The sequence below is a fragment of the Hydrogenophaga sp. genome (genome assembly GCF_019264445.1).
Classification (GTDB): Bacteria; Pseudomonadota; Gammaproteobacteria; order Burkholderiales; family Burkholderiaceae_C; genus Hydrogenophaga.
This window is the reverse complement of record NZ_JAHVAB010000047.1, coordinates 45,988-69,255: the sequence shown is the minus strand read 5'-3', so window position 1 is coordinate 69,255 and position 23,268 is coordinate 45,988. Positions and strand designations below refer to the sequence as shown.

General features: G+C 67.9%; 20 protein-coding genes. 4 read left to right on the top strand and 16 right to left on the bottom strand.

Annotated features, from left to right (window positions below; all coding sequences use genetic code 11):
- Positions 1-240 precede the first annotated feature (240 nt).
- From KXJ60_RS08970 to KXJ60_RS08925, 10 genes are all read right to left on the bottom strand, one after another.
- Positions 241-1,581 carry a type III glutamate--ammonia ligase gene (locus KXJ60_RS08970; RefSeq protein ID WP_363318075.1) on the bottom strand — a complete coding sequence of 447 codons (1,341 nt, stop codon included), beginning with the start codon at positions 1,579-1,581 and terminating at the stop codon, positions 241-243.
- Between the two features lie 5 nt (positions 1,582-1,586).
- Positions 1,587-2,885, bottom strand: a complete 1,299-nt coding sequence (gene gabT, locus KXJ60_RS08965; RefSeq protein WP_291126452.1) for a 4-aminobutyrate--2-oxoglutarate transaminase — start codon at positions 2,883-2,885, stop codon at positions 1,587-1,589.
- Between the two features lie 10 nt (positions 2,886-2,895).
- Positions 2,896-4,386 carry an aldehyde dehydrogenase gene (locus KXJ60_RS08960; protein ID WP_291126451.1) on the bottom strand — a complete coding sequence of 497 codons (1,491 nt, stop codon included), beginning with the start codon at positions 4,384-4,386 and terminating at the stop codon, positions 2,896-2,898.
- Between the two features lie 271 nt (positions 4,387-4,657).
- On the bottom strand, positions 4,658-5,494 hold the full coding sequence (locus KXJ60_RS08955) for an ABC transporter permease subunit (RefSeq protein ID WP_291126450.1): 837 nt from the start codon (positions 5,492-5,494) through the stop codon (positions 4,658-4,660).
- Positions 5,495-5,503: 9 nt separating this feature from the next.
- Entirely contained in the window at positions 5,504-6,415 is a 912-nt protein-coding gene (locus KXJ60_RS08950) for an ABC transporter permease subunit (RefSeq protein ID WP_291126448.1), read from the bottom strand.
- Positions 6,416-6,536: 121 nt separating this feature from the next.
- A complete protein-coding gene (gene potA / locus KXJ60_RS08945; RefSeq protein WP_291126446.1) occupies positions 6,537-7,631 on the bottom strand; it encodes a polyamine ABC transporter ATP-binding protein in 1,095 nt (364 codons plus the stop codon).
- A gap of 90 nt (positions 7,632-7,721) precedes the next feature.
- Positions 7,722-8,894: an extracellular solute-binding protein gene (locus KXJ60_RS08940; protein WP_291126444.1), complete on the bottom strand. Its 1,173-nt coding sequence runs from the start codon at positions 8,892-8,894 to the stop codon at positions 7,722-7,724.
- A 189-nt stretch (positions 8,895-9,083) separates the two neighbouring features.
- A complete protein-coding gene (locus tag KXJ60_RS08935) occupies positions 9,084-10,523 on the bottom strand; it encodes an aspartate aminotransferase family protein (RefSeq protein WP_291126442.1) in 1,440 nt (479 codons plus the stop codon).
- 113 nt (positions 10,524-10,636) lie between these two features.
- Positions 10,637-12,004 carry a glutamine synthetase family protein gene (locus tag KXJ60_RS08930; protein ID WP_291126440.1) on the bottom strand — a complete coding sequence of 456 codons (1,368 nt, stop codon included), beginning with the start codon at positions 12,002-12,004 and terminating at the stop codon, positions 10,637-10,639.
- Positions 12,005-12,040: 36 nt separating this feature from the next.
- Positions 12,041-12,832 carry a gamma-glutamyl-gamma-aminobutyrate hydrolase family protein gene (locus KXJ60_RS08925; protein WP_291126438.1) on the bottom strand — a complete coding sequence of 264 codons (792 nt, stop codon included), beginning with the start codon at positions 12,830-12,832 and terminating at the stop codon, positions 12,041-12,043.
- A gap of 209 nt (positions 12,833-13,041) precedes the next feature.
- Here KXJ60_RS08925 and KXJ60_RS08920 point away from each other — a divergent pair, with 209 nt between their 5' ends.
- Positions 13,042-14,535 (top strand): PLP-dependent aminotransferase family protein, encoded by a 1,494-nt coding sequence (locus KXJ60_RS08920; RefSeq protein ID WP_291126437.1) that lies wholly within the window; start codon positions 13,042-13,044, stop codon positions 14,533-14,535.
- A gap of 66 nt (positions 14,536-14,601) precedes the next feature.
- Here the strand turns inward: KXJ60_RS08920 and KXJ60_RS08915 are convergent, their stop codons facing one another.
- The 6 genes from KXJ60_RS08915 to KXJ60_RS08890 all read right to left on the bottom strand — a co-directional run bounded on the left by KXJ60_RS08915 (position 14,602) and on the right by KXJ60_RS08890 (position 19,987).
- Positions 14,602-15,006, bottom strand: a complete 405-nt coding sequence (locus KXJ60_RS08915) for a hypothetical protein (RefSeq protein WP_291126435.1) — start codon at positions 15,004-15,006, stop codon at positions 14,602-14,604.
- A 116-nt stretch (positions 15,007-15,122) separates the two neighbouring features.
- Entirely contained in the window at positions 15,123-16,061 is a 939-nt protein-coding gene (locus tag KXJ60_RS08910; protein WP_291126433.1) for a S8 family serine peptidase, read from the bottom strand.
- 23 nt (positions 16,062-16,084) lie between these two features.
- A complete protein-coding gene (locus tag KXJ60_RS08905) occupies positions 16,085-16,708 on the bottom strand; it encodes a hypothetical protein (RefSeq protein ID WP_291126432.1) in 624 nt (207 codons plus the stop codon).
- Between the two features lie 178 nt (positions 16,709-16,886).
- Positions 16,887-18,197: an FAD-binding oxidoreductase gene (locus KXJ60_RS08900; RefSeq protein ID WP_291126430.1), complete on the bottom strand. Its 1,311-nt coding sequence runs from the start codon at positions 18,195-18,197 to the stop codon at positions 16,887-16,889.
- Position 18,198: 1 nt separating this feature from the next.
- Entirely contained in the window at positions 18,199-19,140 is a 942-nt protein-coding gene (speB, locus tag KXJ60_RS08895) for an agmatinase (RefSeq protein ID WP_291126429.1), read from the bottom strand.
- 109 nt (positions 19,141-19,249) lie between these two features.
- Positions 19,250-19,987: a GntR family transcriptional regulator gene (locus KXJ60_RS08890; RefSeq protein WP_291126427.1), complete on the bottom strand. Its 738-nt coding sequence runs from the start codon at positions 19,985-19,987 to the stop codon at positions 19,250-19,252.
- 117 nt (positions 19,988-20,104) lie between these two features.
- Here KXJ60_RS08890 and KXJ60_RS08885 point away from each other — a divergent pair, with 117 nt between their 5' ends.
- Genes KXJ60_RS08885 through KXJ60_RS08875 form a run of 3 tightly spaced genes read left to right on the top strand, consistent with a single transcriptional unit; the run spans position 20,105 to position 23,268 of the window.
- Positions 20,105-21,097, top strand: a complete 993-nt coding sequence (locus KXJ60_RS08885) for a tripartite tricarboxylate transporter substrate binding protein (protein ID WP_291126425.1) — start codon at positions 20,105-20,107, stop codon at positions 21,095-21,097.
- 34 nt (positions 21,098-21,131) lie between these two features.
- Positions 21,132-21,863, top strand: a complete 732-nt coding sequence (locus tag KXJ60_RS08880) for a sulfite exporter TauE/SafE family protein (protein WP_291126423.1) — start codon at positions 21,132-21,134, stop codon at positions 21,861-21,863.
- 13 nt (positions 21,864-21,876) lie between these two features.
- Complete coding sequence (locus tag KXJ60_RS08875) at positions 21,877-23,268, top strand: amidohydrolase family protein (protein WP_291126421.1); 1,392 nt, start codon at positions 21,877-21,879, stop codon at positions 23,266-23,268.

Here is a 23,268-nt window from a genome sequence, read left to right as displayed (position 1 = left end):
GGCACGGGCACCCCCACAAAATGCGCAAACGCCCAGATGCCGACGGACTTGCTCAGCGTGCGCAAGGGCCGGTCGGCGTTCTTGGTCCAGGTCTTGGTGGTTGCGGTGGGGGTGGGGCTGGAGGTGCTCAAGGAGAGAAATTATCCCGATTCCTCAAGGCACCCGCGGAACCGGCTCCGCCGGGCCGCCAGGTACGCCCCCTTGAGGGGGTGACGCCGCAGGCGGCGCGGGGGTGGTCAGTCAAGGTGCAGCCGCGTAGCGCTGCAGCTCCCAGTCGCTCACCTGCTGGCTCCACGCGGCCCATTCGTCGTGCTTGAGCGCGAGGAACTGCGCGCAGAACGCGGGGCCCACGGCTTCGCGCAGGGTGTCGTCTGCGGCGAGCGCGTCCAGCGCGGCGAGCAGGTCGCGGGGCAGGCGTGCGGGCAGGCTGTCGCCATGGGCGTGGCGTTCGTAGAGGTCGTGCGCGCAGGGCTCGGCGGCGGGCAGCGCTTGGTCGATGCCGCTGAGGCCGGCAGCGAGCGTGGCGGCCAGGGCGGCGTACACGTTGCACGAGGGGTCGGGCAGGCGCCATTCCATGCGCCCGGCCACGCTGCGCACGAGGCAGGTGCGGTTGTTGTCGCCCACGGCCTTCCACACGGGCGACCAGGTGGTGCCCGACGCGCTGCGGCTGGCGGCCAGGCGCTTGTAGCTGTTGACGGTGGGTGCGCACAGGGCGGCGAGTGCGTCGGCATGGTGGAGCAGGCCGGCGGCAAAGCGGTGGCCGGCTTCGCTCAGGCCGAGCGCGCCGGCGGGGTCGGCCATCACGGGGCGGCCCTGGGCGTCGGTCAGGCTCAGGTGAAAGTGCAGGCCGCTGCCGGGCGCGTGTGCCAGCGGCTTGGGCATGGTGGAGAACACCATGCCGTGCTGCTGCGCCACCGCATGCGCCGCGAGCTTGAAGAGCTGGTAGCGGTCGGCGGCGGCCAGCGCGTCGTCGTGCCGGTAGTTGATCTCGTACTGCCCGGTGGCGTCTTCGTGGTCCATCTGCTCCAGCTGGAAGCCCAGCGCGGTGAGCGTCTGGCGCATGCCGTCCAGAAAGCCGAAATTGCGGCCGATGGCCTGCAGGTCGTAAGAGGGTTTGCCCAGGCGGTCTTGCTCATCGGCCACGCACCAGGCGCCTTGCGCGTTGCGCTGGAGCAGGAAGAACTCCGGCTCGATGCCGACCCACAGCGTCCAGCCGCGTTCGGCTTGCAGGCGCTGCACCTGGCGCTGCAGCACCTGGCGCGGGCAGGTGTCCAGCGGCTCGCCGCCGGCAAAGCCGTCGCACACGGCGTGTGCCACGCCGGGCATGAAGGGCAGCGGGCGCAGGCTCTCGGGCACCACGCGGCCCATGTATTCGCTGCGCGCGCCCATGCGCGGCAGGCCGGTGCCGGCAATGCTGGGGCCGGCAAAACCGGCGCCGTGCTGCACCGCGCCGGGCAGGCCATCGAGCGGGATCAGCTTGCCCTTGGGCGCGCCGGGCAGGTCGGTGAAGGTGGCGAGCACCGAGTGGATGCCCTGCGCGCGCAGGGCCTCGATGCGCTGGGCCAGTGTGGGCACCGGCACCAGGCTCAAGCGAGCACCTCGGCCAGCGCCGCGTCAAACGCGGCCAGCCCTTCGGCGAACACGGCGTCTTCAATGGTGAGCGGGAACAGAAAGCGGATGACGTTGCCGTAGACCCCGCAGGTGAGCAGCAGCAGGCCGCGCTTGAGCGCCGCCATCTGCACGCGCTTGGTGGTGTCGGCATCGGGCGCGCCTTTGGCGTCGACGAACTCACACGCCACCATGGCACCCAGGCCGCGCACATCGCCCATGCGCTGGGGGTACACGGCGCGCTGGGCGATCAGGTGGCCAATGAGCTGGTCGCCCAGCTTCTGGGCGCGCTCGGGCAGGCGCTCTTCAGTCATCACATCCAGCACCGCGAGCGACGCCGCAATGGCCAGCGGGTTGCCCGCGTAGGTGCCGCCCAGGCCGCCGGGGGCCGGGCCGTCCATGATGGCGGCCTTGCCGCTCACCGCCGACAGCGTGGTGCCACCGGCCATGCTCTTGGCCATGGTCATGAGGTCGGGGCTCACGCCGAAGTGCTCCATCGCAAACATCTTGCCGGTGCGCGCAAAGCCGGTCTGCACCTCGTCGGCCACCAGCAAAATGCCGTGCTGGTCGCACAGCTCGCGCAGCCATTTCACGGCGGCGGGCTGAATGACATTGAAGCCGCCCTCGCCCTGCACCGGCTCAAACACGATGGCCGCCACGCGGCTGGGCTCGATGTCGCACTTGAAGAGCTGTTCGATGGCGCGCTTCGTGTCGTCCAGCGACGCGCAGTGGCACGGAAACGGCACGTGGTAAATCTCGGGCGGGAACGGGCCAAAGCCCGCCTTGTACGGCTGCACCTTGCCGGTGAGCGCGACAGAGAACATGCTGCGGCCGTGGAACGCACCACCAAACGCGATGACGCCGCTGCGCCCCGTGGCCGAGCGCGCGATCTTCATCGCGTTCTCAATGGCCTCGGCGCCAGTCGAGAAAAACGCGGTCTTCACCGGCCCGTCGATGGGCACCAGCGCGTTGATGCGCTCGGCCAGCGCCACGTACTCGGTGTAGGGCACCACCTGGTAGCAGCTGTGCGTGAAGCGCTGCAGCTGCGCCGCAATGGCGGCCTGCACCTTGGGGTGCACGTGGCCGGTGTTGAGCACCGCAATGCCACCGGCAAAGTCAATGAAGCGCCGGCCCTCGATGTCCCAGAACTCGGCGTTCTTCGCGCGGTCGATGAAGAAGTCGCCAAACACGCCCACGCCACGCGGTGTGGCGTCGAGCCGGCGCTGGTGCCAGGCGGCGTTGGTGGTGTCGGTCTTGATGTCGGTCATGGCATTCATGGCTGTCTCCTTAAACGGGGCTGTCAATCCGTATCCAGGTCGTCTTGGTTTCGGTGTATTTGTCGAACGCGTGCAGCGACTTGTCGCGCCCCACCCCGCTCTGCTTGAAGCCACCAAACGGCACGGTGATGTCGTCTTCGTCGTACTGGTTCACATGCACCGTGCCCGCGCGCAACGCACGCGCCACGCCGTGCGCCTTGTTGATGTCGCGCGTCCACACGGCGGCCTGCAGGCCGTACACGCTGCGGTTGGCCTCGCGCACCACCTCGGCCGCGTCGGTGAACGACATCACCGAAAGCACGGGGCCAAAGATCTCTTCGCGCGCAATCGTCATCTGCGGCGTCACGCCGTCAAAGATGGTGGGCAGCACATAGTGGCCGCCGGCCACCGGCAGGGCCGCCTCGCCACCGGCCAGCAGCTTCGCGCCTTCGCTCTTGCCCAGGCCGATGTAGCGCAGCACGTTGTCCATCTGCACCTTGTCGACGATGGCGCCCATCACCGTGGCCTTGTCCAGCGGGTTGCCCGGCTGGTACTGCGGCACGAGCTGCAGGGCCTTTTCCAGAAACGCGTCTTTGATGGACGCCTCCACAAACAGGCGCGACGGCGCGTTGCAGCTCTCGCCCTGGTTGAAGAAGATGCTGCCCACCGCGGCCTCCACGGCCTGGTCGAGGTTGGGGCAATCGGCAAACACGATGTTGGGCGACTTGCCACCCAGCTCCGTCCAGGCGCGCTTGAGGTTGCTCTGCCCGGCCATCACATGAATCTGCTTGCCCACGCGGGTGCTGCCGGTGAAGGCGATGCAGTCCACGTCCATGTGCAGCGCCAGCGGGCTGCCCGCCTCGGGGCCGTAGCCCGGCACCACGTTGAACACACCGGGCGGAATGCCCGCGGCCAGCGCCAGCTCGGCCAGCTTGAGCGCGGTGAGCGGGCTCTTTTCAGATGGCTTCAACACCACCGAATTGCCGGCGGCCAGCGCGGGCGCGATCTTCCAGGCGGCCATGATCATGGGGTAGTTCCACGGCACGATCACGCCCACCACACCCACCGGCTCGCGCGTGATCAGCGCCAGCGCCGTGCTGGCGGTGGGCGCGATCTCGTCGTACACCTTGTCCACCGCCTCGCCGTACCAGCGGATGCAGTTGGCCGCGCTGTTGACGTCCACGCTCTTGGCGTACTTGATGGGCTTGCCCATGTCCAGCGTCTCGGTGAGCGCGAGCTCGTCGGCATGCGCCAGCAGCTGGTCGGCAAACTTGATCATCACGCGCTTGCGCTGCGCCGGCGCCATGCCGCTCCAGCGCCGGTCTTCAAACGCCGCGCGGGCCGCCGCCACGGCCGCGTCCACATCGGCCTCGCCACAACGCGCCACGGCGGTCAGCAGACGGCCGTCCACTGGCGAGAAGCAGTCAAAGGTCTGGCCGTCGCGCGCGGCGATGCGCTCGCCGTTGATGAACGCGCGGCCGTCGAAGGTGAGGGAGGATGCTTGGGTGACAGTGGTGGTCATGGCGTGAGCAGGCGAAAGATCCGTTCGCCCTGAGCCTGTCGAAGGGCCCACCACCGCACGGGCAAGGGCTTCGACCCGCTCAGCCCGAACGGAGGGGGTGGGCAAGTGGCCTCATGCTACGCCCTGAACACGGCAATCGGCCAGTCCACTTTGCCCGCACTGGCCCGCTCCGCATGAGGCAAACCGGACCAGAACACCGCGGAACGGGCTTCGCCAGGCCGCAGGTGTTGCCCCTTGGGGGGTGACGCGCCGCAGGCGAGGCGCGGGGAGGTCAGCTCTTCAGCGCCGCCGCAATCTCGCGCTCGCGCCGGCGCGTGGAGCGCGCCACCCACACGGCGTAGCTCACGATCACGACGGTCACCGTCACGATCAGCAGCGTGGCCGCGGCGTAGATGGTCGGGTTGATGCCGCGGCGCGCGTAGCCAAAGATCACCTGCGGCAGCGTGTTCACGCCCGGGCCGGAGAGAAATTCGGAGATCACCACGTCGTCGAACGACAGCGTGAACGCCAGCAGGAACGCCGCCAGCAAGGCCTGGAAGATGTTGGGCAGTGTGATCAGGAAGAACACCTGGTGCGGCTTGGCGCCGAGGTCCATGGCGGCTTCTTCGATCGAGCGGTCCATCTCCATCAGGCGCGACTGCACCACCACCATGCCGTAGGCCATGCCCAGCAGCGTGTGGCCCAGGATGATGGTGAGCATGCCGCGCTGCGGCCAGCCAAACAGGTTCTGTGCGCCCACGGCCAGCAGCAGCAGCGACAGGCCGATGATCACCTCGGGCATCACCAGTGGCGCGTTCACCATGCCGCTGAAGATGGTGCGGCCCAGGAAGCGGCGGTAGCGCACCAGCACGAAGGCGGCGAAGGTGGCCAGCACGGCCGACAGCACGCCGGTGATGGCCGCCACCTTGAGCGACAGGAAGAAACCTTCAACGATCTTGTCGTCGCGTGTGAGGGCCTCGTACCAGCGCAGCGAGAAGCCGGTGAAGCGCGCGTCCTGCCGCGTGCTGTTGAACGAGAACACGATCATGAAGACCAGCGGCAGGTACAGGAAGGCGAAGACCATCGCCAGCCAGAACTTGCCGAAGTGTTTTTCAAGCAGTGGTTTCATGGCTGGCCCTTACTTGCGTGTGTCGGCAGCGTCGCCGGTGTAGTGGTAGTAGAAGGCCAGCGGTATGACGATGAGCGCGATCATCACCACCGCGAGGGCGGTGGCGCGCGGCCAGTCGTTGGCGGTGAACATCTCGTCCCACACCACGCGCCCGATCATGAGGTTCTCCGGCCCGCCCAGCAGCGAGGGGATCACGAACTCGCCCACGCAGGGAATGAACACCAGCATGAAGCCCGCCACGATGCCGGCCTTGGACAGCGGCACCGTGATGAGCCAGAACGCCTTGAAGGGCGTGGTGCCCAGGTCGTACGCGGCCTCCAGTAAACGGAAGTCCATCTTCACCAGGTTGGCGTAGAGCGGCAGGATCATGAACGGCAGGTACACGTAGGTCATGCCGATCAGCATGGACACGTTGGTGTACAGCATGGGAATGGGCTCGCTGGTGAGCCCGATCGACATCAGCAGCCGGTTGAGCACGCCCTGGTCGGCCAGGATGCCTTTCCATGCGTAAACGCGCAGCAGGAACGACGTCCAGAACGGCAGCATCACCATGAGCAGCAGCGCCGGCCGGATGCTGGCGGGCGAGCGCGCGATGAAGTAGGCGAAGGGGTAGCCGATCACCAGACAGAAGAAGGCCGTGCACAGCGCGTACCAGATCGAGCGCAGGTAGGCGTCGATGTAGAGCGTGCGAAACAGCGGCGCACCCTCTTCCGTGCGGAAGATCGCGAGGTAGTTTTCGTACTTCAGACTCAGGATGCCGGAGACCGGGTCCCAGATGGGCTTGAAGGGGCTGATGTCGCCGCCCATGTCCACGAAGCTGATGTACAGCAGGATCAGGAAAGGCAGGAAGAAGAAAAGGAGCAGCCACGCATACGGCACGCCGATCACGAAACGCTTGCCGGGTATAGGTACAGAGGCCATACGAAGTTCCTGCAAAAGTAGGCAAACCAAACACGCTATCCAGGGGTGCGGAGGAACCGGCTTCGCCGGGCCTCTCGCACCGTCCCCCTTTCAGGGGGAAGCCGCGCAGCGGCGCAGGGGGTCAATCTCTCAGCACCACACCGGCGCGGTCGTCCCACCAGAAGTACACGTCGTCTTCCCAGGTGATGTCGGAGAGGTCGTGGCGCGAGGTGTTGGCCTCGGTGATCTTCACCTTGGAGCCGTCGGTGGCGACCACGATGTAGGTGTTGTACGAGCCGAAGTACGCAATCTCCTTGACCTTGCCGGTGAAGAGATTGGGGCCACCGGTGTCGGGGCGCTGCTTGCTGATCTCGATTTTTTCCGGCCGCACGGCAATGGCCACCGGCATGTTGAGCGTGCCGCTCACACCGTGGCCCACGTGGATCTCGCCGATGCCGGTGGTGGCGGCGCAGCGGTCGGCTTCGTCCACCGTCAGGCGGCCTTCAAACAGGTTCACGTTGCCGATGAAGTCGGCCACGAAACGATTGCTCGGGTGCTCGTAGATTTCTTCGGGCGTGCCCACCTGCAGCACGCGGCCCTTGCTCATGATCGCGATGCGGCTGGCCATGGTCATGGCCTCTTCCTGGTCGTGCGTGACCATCACCACCGTCACGCCCACCTTCTCGATGATGTTGACCAGCTCGAACTGCGTCTGCTCGCGCAGCTTCTTGTCCAGCGCGCCCAGGGGTTCGTCCAGCAGCAGCATCTTGGGCCGCTTGGCCAGGCTGCGGGCCAGCGCCACGCGCTGCTGCTGCCCGCCCGAGAGCTGGTGCGGCTTGCGCTTGGCGTACGGCGTGAGCTGCACCAGCGCGAGCATCTCGTCGGTGCGTTGCTTGATCTCGGCCTTGGGCAGGCCTTCGCGCTTGAGGCCGAAGGCGATGTTTTCCCAGATGTCCAGGTGGGGGAACAGCGCGTACGACTGGAACATCATGTTCACCGGCCGCTCATAGGGCGGCATGGCCGCCACGTCCTGGCCGCCGAGCAGGATGCGCCCGGAGGTCGGCTTCTCGAAGCCGGCCAGCATGCGCAACAACGTGGACTTGCCGCAGCCCGAGCTGCCCAGCAGCGCAAAGATCTCGCCCTTGCCGATCGAGAGCGACACCTCGTCGACCGCGACCGCTTCGTCAAAGCGCTTGACCAGCTTCTCGGTCACCAGAAAACCCGTTGTGTCTGCCATGTTGAAGTCCGTTTCTTCGCTGAACGAAATAAAAAGGCCGCTCAACCAGACAGGATGAGCGGCCCTTGTACCCGAGGGGAGTCGGTCGGCTTACTTGCCGCGCTTGAACGCGTTGTAGGTCTCGTTCAACACGCCCGAGATGTCGTTGGAGAAGCCGCCGGTGGGGATCAGGCGCGCCGTGTCCTCGGGGCTCAGGAAGATGGTCTTGTTGCCCTTGACCTCGTCCTTGATGTCGGCCAGCGCAGCCTTGTTGCCGGTGGGGTAGTTCAGTTCGTTGGCCATGGCTGCAGCGTTGGCCGCGCGCAGGTAGAAGTCCATGAAGACGTGCGCGTTGTTCACGTGCTTGGCGTCTTTCGGGATGGCCATGGTGTCGATGAACACCAGACCGCCGCCCGTGGGCAGCAGCGGCACGATCTCGTCCTTGCCACCGGTTTCCTTCACGCGGTCGGCCGCGATGTTGATGTCGCCCGACCAGCCCACAAACGCGCAGGCCTTGCCGCCGGCGATGTCGTCGATCATGGTGCTGGAGAAGAGGCGCACGTCCTTGCGCACCTTCTTGAGCATTTCACCCGCGAGCTTGAAGTCTTCCGGGTTCTCGCTGTAGGCCGGCTTGCCCACGTAGTGCAGCGCCACCGGCAGGATTTCGCTCGGCGAATCCAGGTAGGCGATGCCGCAGGAGCGCAGCTTGCTGGAGTACTCGGGCTTGAACACGAGATCCCACGCGTTCTCGGGCATGGGCATGCCGCCCAGTGCCTTCTCGACCTTCTGCTTGTTGATACCCACGGTGGTGAAGCCCCAGGCCCATGGCACCAGGTGCTTGTTCTCCGGGTCCACGCCAGCAATCTTGGCCATGAAGTCGGCATCGAGGTTGGCGTAGTTGGTCAGCTTGCTCTTGTCGATGGGCTGATACAGGCCGCCGTCGATCTGCTTCTTGGCGAAACCGGCGGTGGGGATGACGATGTCGTAGCCCGAATTGCCGGCGACCAGCTTGGCGTGCAGCGCCTCGTTGTTCTCGAAGGTGTCGTAGTTCACCTTGATGCCGTACTCCTTCTCGAAGTCGGCCACCAGGGTTTCGGTGATGTAGTCGGGCCAGTTGTAGACGTTCAGGACCTTTTCAGCGTCCAGCACCGGGCCGGCGGGGGCAGCGGGCGCGGCCGGGGCGGCAGCCACCGGGGCGGCTGGAGCGGCCACCGGCTCCTCTTTCTTGCCACAGGCTGCCAGCAGCATTGCCGACATCGCCAGAACCAGAACTTGCTTTTTCATGGTGTTGCTCACTCCAATGGTTGTTGACCGAAAGAACTCAACCGGCAGGGGCTGAAATCGTTGCCAATGCGCTAGCAATTTCCAGACCCAACGCACGCCGGCTGCAGCAGGGATACCGCGTAGGGGTATGCGGAAAACATTCTAGGGCCACTTCGCACCCATTCCGTGCATTCGCGCCCCGCGTGCCCCTCAGGCCAGCAGCCCTTCGGCGCGCAATTCGTCCACGGTGGCGTCCAGGCAGAGGTGGATCAGGTCCATCATCTCGTCGATCTGCGCGCGGGTCATCACCAGCGGTGGCGCGATGATCATGCGGTCGCCCACGGCGCGCATGATCAGCCCGTTCTTGAAGCAGTGCGCGCGGCAGCGCATGCCCGCGCTCACGCTCTCGTCAAACAGCTTCTTTGTCGCCTTGTTCTTCACCAGCACCAGGCCGGCCACGAAGCCGCAGGTTTCGGCCGCGCCCACCAGCGGGTGGTGGTTCAGTTCCTCGAAGCGCTCGGCCAGGTAGGGGCCGGTGTCGTTCTTCACGCGCTCGACCAGCTTCTCGCGTTCCATGAGCTCGATGTTGGCCAGCGCCACCGCACAGGCCACGGGGTGGCCGCTGTAGGTGTAGCCGTGGTTGAACTCGCCGCCTTTCTCGATCAGCACCTGGGCCACGCGGTCGCCCACCATCACGCCGCCCAGCGGGATGTAGCCGCTGGTCACGCCCTTGGCGAAGGTGATGAGGTCGGGGCGGTAGCCGAACTTTTCGTACGCAAACCAGTGGCCCAGGCGGCCAAAGGCGCAGATCACTTCGTCGGAGATCAGCAAGATGCCGTACTGGTCGACGATGCGCTGGATCTCGGGCCAGTAGGTGGCCGGCGGAATGATCACGCCGCCGGCGCCTTGCACCGGCTCGGCAATGAAGGCGGCCACCTTGTCGGCGCCGATGGAGAGGATCTTTTCTTCGAGCCAGCGCGCGGCGCGCACGCCGAAGTCCGCCTGGCTCTCGCCGGGCCGTGCGTTCTCGAAGTGGTGCGGCTGCTCGATGTGCACGATGTCGGGAATGGGCAGGTCGCCCTGTGCGTGCATGCCGCTCATGCCACCCAGCGAGGCGCCGGCCATGGTGCTGCCGTGGTACGCGTTGTGGCGGCTGATGATGACCTTGCGCTGGGGCTGACCCAGCAGGTCCCAGTAGCGGCGCACCATGCGCACGTTGGTGTCGTTGCTCTCGCTGCCGCTGCTGGAGAAGAACACGTGTTCGAACTTGCGCCCGCCCACCTGCGGTGCGAGCGACGCCAGCTTGGTGGCCAGCTGCACGGCGGGCACGTTGGTGGTGTTGAAGAAGCTGTTGTAGAACGGCAGCGTCATCGTCTGCTGGTAGGCCGCGTCCGCCAGTTCCTTGCGGCCGTAACCGGCGTTGACGCACCACAGGCCGCTCATCGCGTCCAGGATCTTCTTGCCTTCGGAGTCCCAGACATAGATGTCGTCGGCCCGCGTGATCACGCGCGCGCCACGCTCGGCCAGGCCGGCGTGGTCGGTGAACGGGTGGATGAAGTGCGCGCTGTCTTGCGCCTGGATGGATTTGGTGTCCTGCTGCTCGGCACGGCGAACCAGGGCAGGCGGGGCAATGAGGGTCGAGGTGTTCACAACAGGCTCGCTTTCAGAGAGGGGTAGTTATCCAGTAACGCCGCGGAACCGGCTTTGCCGGGCCGCCAGCGTTGCCCCCTGGGGGGTGACGCCGAAGGCGGCGCGGGGGGAGCTCAGACATGCAGCAGGAGGTGTTCGCGCTCCCAAGGCGAGATCACCTTCATGAACTCGTCGAACTCCAGCTCCTTGATCTCGGTGTAGATCGTGATGAACTCCTTGCCCAGCACGTCGTGCAGGTCGGTTTCGCGGCGCAGCCAGTCCAGCGCCTCGCCCAGGCTGCGGGGCAGCGAGTACGGCGACAGGTAGGCGTCGCCCCTCATCTCCGGCTTGGGCTTGATCTTGTTCTTCAGGCCGAGGTAGCCGCAGGCCAGCGTCATGGCCATGGCCACGTAGGGGTTGGCGTCGGCGCCGATCACGCGGTTTTCCACCCGGCGCGCTTCGGGGCTGGAAATGGGCGAGCGGATGCCCACCGTGCGGTTGTCGTGGCCCCACTCGATGTTGATGGGAGCTGCGGTGTGGCGCGAGAGGCGGCGGTAGCTGTTCACGTAGGGCGCCACCAGCACCATGGCCGCCGGAATATAGCGCTGCAGGCCGCCGATGTAGTGGTAGAACGATTCGGAGGGCGTGCCGTCGTCGTTGCTGAAGATGTTCTTGCCGGTCTTCTTGTTCAGGATGCTCTGGTGCACGTGCATCGCCGAGCCGGGCTCGCCCGCGATGGGCTTGGCCATGAAGGTGGCGTACATGTCGTGCCGCAGCGCCGACTCGCGCACCGTGCGCTTGAAGAAGAACACCTCGTCGGCCAGGCCCAGCGGGTGGGCGTGGAAGAAGTTGATCTCCATCTGTCCCGCACCGGCTTCGTGGATCAGCGTGTCCACGTTGAGCTTCATCTTGTCGCAGTAGTCGTAGATCTCTTCAAACAGCGGGTCGAACTCGTTGACCGCGTCGATGCTGTACGACTGGCGCGAAGTCTCGGCACGGCCGCTGCGACCGATCGGCGGCTTGAGCAGCGTGTTGGGGTCGGTGTTGCGCGCGGTCAGGTAGAACTCGAGCTCGGGCGCCACCACCGGGTCCAGGCCCTCGGCGTCGAACAACTCGCACACGTGGCGCAGCACGCTGCGCGGTGCAAAGGGCACGAGCTTGCCGGCGTGGTCGAAGCAGTCGTGGATCACCTGCGCGGTCGGGTCGGTGGCCCAGGGCACGATGCGCGCGGTGGTCGGGTCCGGGCGCAGCTGCATGTCGCGGTCGGTCGGCTCGATCACGTCGTAATAAGGCCCGCTGGCCGGAAACTCGCCCGTCACCCCCATCGCCACGATCGCCTGCGGCAGGCGCATGCCCCGGTCTTCGGTGAACTTCTCACGCGGCAGGATCTTGCCGCGCGCCACCCCGGTCAAGTCGGGCACCAGGCACTCGACTTCGGTCACGCGGTTCTGGTTGAGCCAGTTTTCCAGATCGTTGAAGCTCATCTTTTGGGGGGCTGTCATGTGCCATCTCCGTTGTGGTTATAGGGTGTGTTCACGTCATGCTCTGGCGAGGTCGGCGGCTTGCAGGCGCAGGTTCATGCGCTGGCGGCAGGCGCGGCCAAAGGCTTCGAAGATCGCGGCATAGAAAGGCGTTTCCCAGCAGCGCCACTCGGGGTGGAACTGCACGGCGTAGGCAAAGGTGCGCGCGCCGCGCACGCCAAAGGCCTCCACCAGGCCATCAGGCGCATGGGCCAGCGCGTCCAGCCCGGCGGCCAGGCGGTTGATGCCCTGGCCGTGCAGCGAATTGACCTGCGTCTCGGGGCCGCCCGCCCATTGCTCGAACACGCTGCCCGGCACAAAGCGGATGCTGTGGCGCGGCGCGTATTGCTCGTCGGGCGGTGCCGTCTTGGGCTCGCGGTGGTCCATCATCCCGGGCACTTCGTGCACGCGCTGGTGCAGCGTGCCGCCCAGGGCGACGTTGATTTCCTGAAAGCCCCGGCAAATGCCCAGCAGCGGCACGCCTTCGTGCACGCAGGCCTTCACCAGCGCCAGCGTGAGCAGGTCGCGGTCGGCGTCCAGCGGCAGGCTGGGGTCGGCCACGGCCTCGTCGAAATGGGAGGGGTGCACGTTGGAGGGCGAGCCGGTCAGCATCACGCCGTCCACCAGCGCGAGCAGCTCGCTGATCTGGCCGGTGTCGGCCAGCGGGAACATCACCGGCTGGGCATCTGCCCCCACCTTGACGGCCCGGGCGTACTTGTCGCCCAGCAGAAGAAAGGGCATCTGATGCCCGTGATCGCCCATGAGGCGGTGGTCGGCAGGCAGCCAGACCATGCACGGCGGCTTGTTCATCATGACTCCAGACAATGGCATGCATTGTGGAGGGCCAATTGGATCAGGATGAGGGCCATTTGGCCCCATGTTATGGTGCCAATGGCACCCCCCTGCGCCGCTGACGCGGCTTCCCCCCGGTGGGGGGACCGCGCCTCGGACCGGCAAAGCCGGATCCTTGTCGCGTCTGGATGGGGACTCTCGCGCCGGTCATGCATTGGGATCTGTTCATGCTGTCTGAATTTCTTCTCGCTGAAATGAGCCGCCTGGGCGCCCAGGACGCCCTGCCCCTGCACCGCCAGCTCTATGAAGCGCTGCGCCGCGCCATGCTGGAGGGCAAGCTGGGCGCCGGTGAGCGCCTGCCCTCCAGCCGCGACCTAGCGCAAGACCTCCGGCTCTCGCGCAACACCGTGGTGGCCGCGATCAACCAGCTCGGCGTGGAGGGTTACCTGGCCAGCCGCGTGGGCAGTGGCACCTTCGTCAACGACAACGTGCCCCGCGCCACCCCCGGCCGCACCCCGCGCCACACGGGCGGCCAGGCGGCCACGGTGCAGGCCGCTCGCCTCTCCAGCCGCGGGCAGGCGCTGGCCAGCACCTTCTGCGCCACGGAGCTGGAGGTGCAGCCCTTCACGCCCGGCATTGCCGACTTCAGCGCCTTCCCGCTCACGCTGTGGCAGCGCCTGCAGAACAAGCACTGGCGCATGACCTACCCGGACATGCTGGACTACAACACCTCCGGTGGCTACGCGCCCCTGCGCCGCGCCGTGGCCGACTACCTGCGCGTGTTCCGCAGCGTGCACCTGGAGGCCGACCAGGTCGTCATCACCAGCGGCACGCAGCAGTCCATCGAGCTCTGCGCGCGGCTGCTGGCCGACCACGGCGACACCGTGTGGGTGGAAGACCCGGCCTACTGGGGCGCGGTGAAAGCCTTCATGGCCACCGGCCTGAGCCTGCACCCGGTGCCGGTGGACGAAGAGGGCATCCAGCCCAGCACGGCCGACAACGCCCGGCCCCCGCGCCTCATCTACGTGACCCCCTCGCATCAGTACCCCACCGGTGCGGTGATGTCGCTGCCGCGTCGCCACCAGCTGCTGGCCACCGCGCGCGCGCACGACGCCTGGGTGCTCGAAGACGACTACGACAGCGAGTACCGCTTCAGCGGCCCACCCATCTCCAGCCTGGAAGGCCTGGACACCGATGGCCGCGTGTTTTACATGGGCACCTTCTCCAAGGTGCTCTACCCGGGGCTGAAGATCGGCTACCTCGTGGTGCCCAAGCCGCTGGTGGGCGCTTTCAAGCAGGCGCACTACGACCTCAACCGCCCGGGCCAGATGCCGGTGCAGGCCGCGCTGGCCGAGTTCATTGAAATGGGCCACTTCGCCAGCGCGCTGCGACGCGCACGGCAGAACTATGGCGAACGCCGACAGTGCCTGCTCGAAGCGCTCAAACCGGTGCTGCGCGACACCCCCGAAGGCCCCAGCATCAGCGGCGCCGAACAGGGCCTGCACCTGTGCCTGCGCCTGCCGGCCCAGGTGGACGACCGCGCGCTGGCGCAGCGCATCGCCCAGCACGGCCTCACGGTGCGGCCGCTCTCGGCCTATTGCCTGCAACGCACCGACCTGCGCGGACTGGTGATCGGCTACGGCTACGCGCCGCTGGCCGACATCGAGCGCTGCGGGCCGGTGCTGGCCGCAGCGGTGCAGCAGGTGCTGGGCTCGGCCTGAAGCGGGCACAAAAAAGCCGCCCCGAAGGGCGGCTCTTGCGCAGGGTCAGTGACCGAGCCCGATGGGTCAGCCCTTGGCCTTGGCCTTGGCGGCATTGACCGCGCGCTCATGCACGGCCTTGGCGTCGGCCTTGCACACCTTCTCGGCGTCACCGGCCTGGTCTTCGCACTTTTCCTTGGCGATGTCATAGGCGGTGTCCGCCTTCACCTCTTCCAGCTTGAGCGCGTTGGCCGGGGTGTTCTGGTATTGGTGCTCCAGCTCGGCCTTCTCGACCTTTTCCTTGCCCTTGGCCTCCTGTTCGCACACGTCCTTGGCGTTGTCCTTGACGGTGTCGCAGGCCTTCTTCGCAATCTTGTAGTTCATCTCAATGCGCTGCTTGCCCGCGTCGTATTCGGCCTTGGTCATGGTCTGGGCAGAAGCGAATGCAGAGGCGGCGCACAGCGCCACAGCGGTGAAGGTCTTGATGTACATGTTGCGATCTCCTTGTGGGTTTCGAGAGACTGCATCGTCACCCCGTGCGGCCGCCTGCGCCGTAGGAAAGGCGCGCCGCGCGCTGTAGGAGAACGCGCTGCGCGCTGCGCCTGCGTTTACTTGATCGCCACGGGCGCGAGGGCCCGCGTGAGGCTGGCTTCACCGCGGCCATGCAGCTGCGCCTGGTAGCCCTTGATCGTGTCCTGGCGCGCGGTATTGAGCAGCTGGTTGGTGATCTGCACCGGCGTGGCGCTGGTGAACTTGCTGCCCAGCACGGCGGCGTAGCCCGTGATCACGGGGGCGGCAAACGACGTGCCGTACAGACCGGTCTTGCTGCCCTCCACACCGACCACCAGGAACTGCTTCTGGATCGCGGCATCGGTGCCAGCGGTGTTCGAGTACGAGGCCAGCGTGGCGGGTGCCGCCGTGGTGCCGTTGCTGTTGAGGGCGCCCACGTAGATGGCGGTCTTGGTGCCCTTGAGCGCGAGGTTGAGGTAGTCGGTCTGGCCGCGTGCGTTCTTGCCCAGCACCGCAATGCCGTCGTTGCCGGCGGCCTTGGACACCACGGCGGTGCCGTTTTGCGCGTAGCTGATGATGGAGTTCTCTTGCGCGCTCCAGCGGATCTGGCTGGCGGTGTAGCCGGCGGTGGCCATCATTCCGTAGCTCAGGTTCAGCACGTTGAGGCCCTTGTTGAGCTTCACTGCGGTGCCGCTGCCGAAGTCTTGCGTGGCCACGGTGGCCAGCGGCGCGATCATGCTGGCTTCCAGGGTGGTCCACTGGCCGTGGCGCTGCGACTGGCTGCTCGTGCCGAGCTTGCCGTTGAGCATGGAGTTGCTTCTGAAATCGTCGACCACGGTGATGGTGACGCCCTTGCCTTTGTAGCCCTTCGCCCAGGCGTCGCCGACTTCGGTGCTCATCCAGGCGGGGGTGGCGGCGGCGGCGCTCAGCGAGGCCTCCAGTTGTGCTTCGCCTTGCTGGGCGAACGCGGGCACGGCACACCAAACGCCAGACAAGGCGCCGCACAGCGTGAAGGCGATTGAGGGGGTTGTTTTCATGGTTTCTCTCGGTGGTGGGGGAGCTAGAACGCGCGGGAGATCGACACCGAGATCTGGTGCCGGTCGCGCGGTGTTTCGTTGAACAGGTAACGCAGCGTCTCGGCCGGCTCCAGGGTGGACGCGGCCAGTCGGCAGTTCACGGTCTGCACACCGCCGATGTCGCCGTAGTCGGCGGTGCAACTCTTCTCGCGCAGGCGGCCTCCCAGCGTGGTGGTGGCGCGCACGGTGAGCACGGTGTGGGGGGCCAGGGCTGCGCGGTGGATGAAGCCGAGCTTGAGGCTGGGGTCAATGCGGTACTTGGCGCCGCGCTCGCCCGTGCCAAAACCCCAGATGAAGCCGGTATTGGCCGAGAGCGGCGTCATCCAGGTGGCGCGCATGTCGGTCCAGTTCGAGCTGTACCAAGCGGCGAACTCCACGCGCTCGCCGCCCGACGACTCATAGCCCTGGCCGTGCAGGCTCCTCACCTGACGGGACAGCTCCGATCCCTGGCGGAGTTCGATCAGGCTGGTGGTACCGGGTGAGGGCAGCAGGTAGGCCCAGTCCGCCTGCGCGCACGCCCACGGCACAGCGGCCAGCGCCCACGCGCAGGCGCACTTCCACGCGATCCGCGTGGGCCGGGAAACAGGAAGCTGGGTGGGTCGTGGCATACAAACCGGCTCAAGTGGCCGCTGTGTTGCCGAACGAATCGACGCGCCACCGAGGCGCTTGAGGGCCGTCCGTCGCCGGCTGCGCGACAGGGCGCCGCCGCCGTGCGGTCCGTCACACGGCGCCAACGGCCCGACCAACGGCAGCCCCGGCAAGGGGGCTGGTGGGCCCCCCGGGGCGCTACATCACGTCGCGCAGGCGGTGCCACAGCATGCCCAGCGCCAGGCTGGGCGTGCGCAGCAGCGGGCCGCCGGGAAAGCGGCGGTGCTTGAGGCGCGCGTACACATCGAAGCGGCTGGCCTGCCCTTCGATGGCTTCGGCCACCAGCAGCCCGGCCAGCCCGGTGAGGGCCACGCCGTGGCCACTGAAGCCTTGCACGTAATAGAGGTTGTCGCCCAGGCGGCCGAAGTCGGGCGCGCGGTTCATGCTGATGTCGACGAAGCCACCCCAGACGAACTCCACCGGCACCTCGCGCAGCGCCGGGAAGACCTCGCCCATGCGCTGGCGCATCACCGCTTCCAGGTTCGTGGGCGTGCGCGTGGTGTAGCTCACGCGGCCGCCAAACAGCATGCGGTGATCGGCGCTGAAGCGGAAGTAGTCGAGCACGAAGTTGTTGTCGCAGACCGCCGCGTTGCGCGGGATGAGGCGCGCGCAGAGTTCGGGGTCCAGCGGTGCGGTGCCCACGATGTAGGTGCCCACCGGCATGATGCGCGGCGTCACCTCGGGGGCCACGCGCGGGCCGTACTCGGGCAGCATGCAGTTGCCGGCCAGCACGCCAAAGCGCGCACGCACCTGGCCCCGGGCGGTGCTGGCCACCAGCGTGGCGCCGCGCTGCAGGCCGGTCACCGGCGAGTGCTCGAAGATGCGCACGCCCGCGGCCTGCGCGGCGCGCGCCAAGCCCAGCGCGTACTTCAGCGGATGCAGGTGGCCCGAGCGCTGCTCGCGCGCGGCGGCCACATAGCGCGGGCTGTTGATGAGGCGCGGCAGGTCGGCGCCTTCAGCCCAGTCCACCGCAATGCCGCGGCGCTTGAGGCCTTCCATTTCCTCGTGCAGCTCCTGCGCCTTGCGCGCGGAGTCGGCCACATACACATAGCCGTTGACGCGGTCGCACTCAATGCCGTGCGTGGCAATGCGCGTGTCGATCAGATCGATGGCCTCGAGCGACAGGTCCCAGGCGCGCTGGGCGTCGGCCGCGCCGAGCTGCTGCTCGAACGGGCCCTGCCCGCTGGCGTAGCCCACGATGGCCTGGCCGCCGTTGCGCCCGCTGGCGCCGCTGCCGATGCGATCGGCCTCCAGCACCACCACCGAGAGGCCGCGCTGCGCCATCTCCAGCGCCGCGCTGAGGCCGGCAAAGCCGGCGCCGACCACCACGGCGTCCACGTCCAGCGTCTCCTGCAGCGCAGGCTGCGCGGCGGGCCGCTGCACGCTGGCCTCGTAGTAGCTCTTCTGGTTGAGCTGGGTGTCCGACCCGATCAGTGACCGCGCCCACATCTCAGGCTCCCTTCGCGGCCTGCAGCCGCTTGGCCACCTGGCCACTGAGGTAAGTCCACACAAAGGTGGCGGCCGCGTTGGTGGTGAGTTCGGCGTGGTCGTAGGCGGGGGCCACTTCCACACAGTCCATGCCGATCCAGTGCAGGTCGGCGAGTTCTTCCAGCAGGGTCAGCACCTGCGAGCTCGTCATGCCGCCGGGCTCGGGCGTGCCGGTGCCGGGCGCGAAGGCGGGGTCCAGGCAGTCAATGTCCAGCGTGAGGTAGCACGGCCGCTGGCCGATGCGCGCGCGGATCGCATCGATGGTGGGCTGCAGGCCGGCGCCATCAAGCCCGCGCAGCGCGCGGGCCGTGAAGATCTGGCCGCCCTGGTCGGCCACGTACTCGCGCGCGGCGCGCTCGCCACTGGAGCGAATGCCGATCTGCACCGTGTGCGCCGCACTCACCAGGCCTTCCTGCAAGGCCTCGTAGGTCCAGGTGCCGTGGCCCGAGGGCTCGCCGAAATGGTCGGCCCAGGTGTCGCAGTGCGCGTCGAAGTGCACCAGCGCCAGCGGCTCGCCACCCTGCTGCGCTTTCAGGGCGCGCAGCAGCGAGAGCGTGACCGAATGGTCGCCACCCAGAAACACGCAGTGGTGGCGGGCCATGAGCGCGGCGGCCTGCGCCTCGATATGGCGGCGCACCTCGGGCAGGGGCGAAGCGTTGGGCAGGCGCATGTCGAGCGCGTCGCCCAGGTGCGCCAGCGGCGACACGTCAAACACCGGGTGCGTGCCGTCGCACAGCATCAGGCTGGCGGTGCGAATGGCCTGCGGCCCGAAGCGCGCGCCGGGGCGGTTGGTCACCACGCCGTCAAACGGCACGCCCGCGATGGCAAAGGGCTGGTCGGCCAGCGGCTCGCAGCCCAGGAAACGGTTGGTGTGGTTGGCGTAGGCGAACTGACCCAGGGCCATGGCGGCGTCCTCAGGAGGTGGAAGGCAAAAGGGTGCCAGAAGATACCGCCGGGCGGTGGCCCGCATGAGTCCAATTGGCCGGCCAGGCCGGCGTCCACCGCGCCACCAGCTAGCGCGCCAGCTCCAGGCGGTAGCTGAACGCGTCGGGCCGGTAGGTGCTGGCCTCGAAGTGCACCGGGCGCTCGCCCGTGGAAAACACGGTGCGCTCCACCACCAGCACCGCGGCCGGCGCCTCCAGCGCCAGCAGCCTTCGCTGGCGCGCGTTGGCCAGGGCGGCGCCAATGTCGACCACCGCGCGGATCACGCGCAGGTTCAGGGTGGACTCGTAGACCGTGAGCAGGTCCGTCTGGGCCAGGGTGTCCTTGTCCAGGCTGGCGCCCAGCGTGGGTTCGATCCAGGTGCTGTTCAGCGACAGCGGCTGGCCATCGGAAAACCGCAGGGTCTGCAGCTCCACGCAGGGCGTGCCCGCCGGCAGGCCCAGCGCCTTGGCCGCGCGCGCGGGCAGGCTGGCCTGGCCCAGCGAGAGCACGCGGGTCAGCACCTCGCGGCCCTGGCCTCCCAGCGCTTCCGACAGGCCCTGCAGCCGCGAGAGCTCCTGGCGCACCGGCGCCGGTGCCACAAACGAGCCCTTGCCATGCACCCGCACGATCAGCCCGTCGGCCACCAGATCGGCCAGCGCCTGCCGCACGGTGATGCGGCTCACGCCCTGTTCCTCAATGAGCTGGTTTTCGCTGGGCAGGCGCTCGTGGGTCTGCCATTCGCCGCGCAGGATGCGCTCGCGCAGAGCCTCGCGCACGCGGGCCCGCAAGGTCCAGCCGCCGCCTGGGGTGTCGGGTGTCGTGTTCATGCCGTGGGCTGCCATCCGGTTGCTGGAACGAAGTTTGCTTCTCTTGTCATGACTTGTTATATCAAGTTGAATTCAGCCACCAGACTGGTGCCGTCCCACTTCAGACCGGAGTTTCCCATGTCCCTGAGCGCCCCCCTCTCCCGCCGCCTGGCTATTGCCGCCCTCATGGCCTGCACCGCAGGCACCACGCTGGCGCAAGCCCCTGCGTATCCTGCGCGGCCCGTCACCGTCGTGGTGCCTTTTGCACCAGGTGGCAGCGTGGATTCCGCCGCGCGCCTCACCCTGCAAGCCCTGGGCGACCGGCTCAAGCAACCGTTCGTCGTCGAGAACGTGGCGGGCGCCTCCGGCACGGTGGGCACCCAGCGCGTGGCCCGCGCCACACCCGACGGCTACACCTTGCTTTTCGCGGTGGCCAGCCCCATCAATGTGGCGCCGGTGGTCAAGCCCTCGATCGTGCGCTACGACGCCTTCAAGGACTTCGCACCGATCGCCACCGTCGCCAGCTCCCCGTTTGTGCTGGTAGGCACGCCCAAACTCGCCGCGCCCACCACCGCCGACGTGATCGCGCTGGCGCGCCAGTCACCCGGCAAGCTCAATTACGGCACCGACGGCGTGGGCACCTCCATGCACCTCACCGCCGAGATCATCAAGCTCGGCGCGGGCGTGGACATCGTGCACGTACCCTACAAGAACGGGCCGCAAGTGCTCACCGAGCTCTCCTCGGGCCTGATCGAACTGGCGGTCATGCCGGTCACACTGGCCCAGCCTTTCATCAAGGACGGCAAGATCAAGGCGTATGGCGTCACGTCCCGCCAGCGCTGGCCCTCCATGCCCGAGGTGCCGGCGCTGGCCGAAACGCCGGCGCTGAAGTCGGTGGACGTGGACTCCTGGTACGGCCTCTTCGCGCCCGCCGGCACCGATGCCGCCATCGTCACCCGCGTGGCCGCTGCGCTGCGCGAAGCCCTGAAAGACCCGACCCTGCTCGAGAAGATGAACACCGCCGGCCTCAAGCCTATGAGCATTGAGCGCGACGAGTTCACCGCACTGCTCAAGCGCGAACGCGAGACCCTCGCTGCGGCGGTGAAGGCAGCCGGCATTCAACCGGAATGACGCATGGCTGAGCGGCACCCCACCACACCCGACCATGGGCACTGAGCTGCTCGCCTGGCTGTTGATCGCACTGGCCGGTGCCGCCATTGGCGCTACGGCCATCGGGGGCGTGCTCGTCGTGCCCGTGCTCACCACCCTGCTGGGCGTGCCCCTGCCCACCGCGATCGCGGTCTCCAGCCTGGCCTTTTTCGTCACGGGTGCCTTTGCCCTGAGCGGCACGGGCGCGCTGGCGCGTGTGCGCCACGAAGGCCCGCTGCTGGCGGCGGCTCTCGTGGGCGCCGCCACCGGTGCCACCCTCGCCGCCTGGCTGCCGGCCGACGCCGTGCGCATGTGGATCGGCCTGCTCGCCCTGGTTTCGGGCGTGCACGCGGTGCTGCGCCTGCGCCAGGCCACGCCCACCACCGTGCGCCCCTGGCCCGGCGCGCCGGCGCAGGTGGCCTTGGGTCTGGCCGTGGGCGTGGGCTCGGCCCTCTCGGGCACCGGCGGGCCGGTGATGCTGCTGCCCCTGCTCATGCTGATGCAGCGGCCCGTGGCGCGCGCGATCGTGGCCGCGCAAATCATTCAGCTGCCCATTGCGCTGGCCGCGAGCACCGCGCACGCGCTGGCCGGCCGCATCGACTTCGTGCTGGGCGCCGCCGTGGCCGTGGCGCTCGTGGTGGGCGCGTGGCTGGGCCGCCGCCTCGCGCGCGGCACCGACGTGCGCGCCCTGCAGGCCGCCACCGCCAGCGTGCTGCTGGCGACCGGCGCCTGGTTCCTTTTTTCCTGACCTCTTCGACCCCATGAACTTCCCCGACGCCCTGGCCGCCCCCGAAGTGCTGCTGTGCCCCGAACTCACACTCATCGACGACGCACCGCTCGCCGGGCATGCCGTGGTGCTGCGCGACGGCCACTTTGCCGACGTCGGGTCCGCCACCGAGTTGCAGGCGCGCCACCCGCACCTAGTGCCGGTGCCGCTCCCGCGCCGCCTGCTCATGCCCGGCTTCATCGATACCCACCACCACCTCACACAGTCGTTCGGCAAGGCGCTGGCGTTTGGCGAGCCTTCCGAGATCTTTCGCCGCATCTGGGTGCCGCTGGAACAGCACCTGGACGAAGAGGGTCTGCACCTCTCCGCCAGCCTGGCCGCGCTCGAAGCCCTGCGCGGCGGCTTCACCACCGTGTGCGACGCCGGCACGCGCTCGGCCCACGGCCTGCGCGCCATCGAAGCGGCGGTGCACGAAACCGGCATCCGGTGCGTGCTCGCCCGCATCTGCAACGACGCCGGCCTGGACGACGGCGCGGGCCGCCAGATCGAGCGCGAGGCCGAGCAGCACCTCGCCGCCTCGCACTCCAGCGGGTTGCTCCACGCCTCGCTGGGCATTTCCATCCCCGAAGCCGCCAGCGACCGCATGCTCGAGCGCGTGGCACGGCTCTGCCGCGACGCCGGGGTGGCGTTTCAGGTTCACCTCAACGAGCATCTCGCCTCCATCGAGCGCTCGCTCATTGCGCGCGGCTTGCGCCCGCTGGAGGTGCTGCACCGCGCAGGGGCGCTCGGGCCCGAGCTGCTCGCCGCCCACGCGACCATGGTCACGCCGCGCGAAATCGGCCTGCTGCGAGACAGCGGCGCCGCCGTGAGCTACAACCCCGTGGCCAGCAGCTGGAAGGGCAACGCCGTGGCCCCGGCCCTGCTCATGCACGGGCTGGGCATCCGCATGGGCCTGGGCACCGACGGCACCCGCAGCGACGGCTTCCGGCTCATGGACGCGGCCGAAACCGCGCAACGCCTGACCAGCGGCATGGACATCGGCGACTTCTCCACCGGCGCGGGCTGGACCTGGCTGTCCATGGCCACGGCCGCGGGCGCTGACGCTGCGGGCCTGTCCCGCGTCACCGGGCGCATCGCCACCGGCCTGGCGGCCGACTGTCTCTTGATCGATCTGGACGTACCCGAACTCACACCGTCGTGGGACCTGGGCTGGGAGCTGGTGCGCCTGGCCCACCGCAGCCAGATCGAAGCCGTGCTGGTGCAGGGCCGCGTGCGGCTGTGGCAAGGCTGGCCACTGGACTGGGACGCCCGCGCCCTGATGGCCAGTGCCCGCGAGAAAGCCCAACAAGCCGTTGCCGCGGCGCCCATTCAGCGCATTCACCCCACCTCAGACGCAGCACGTCTGGCACACCCATCGCGAGGCTGA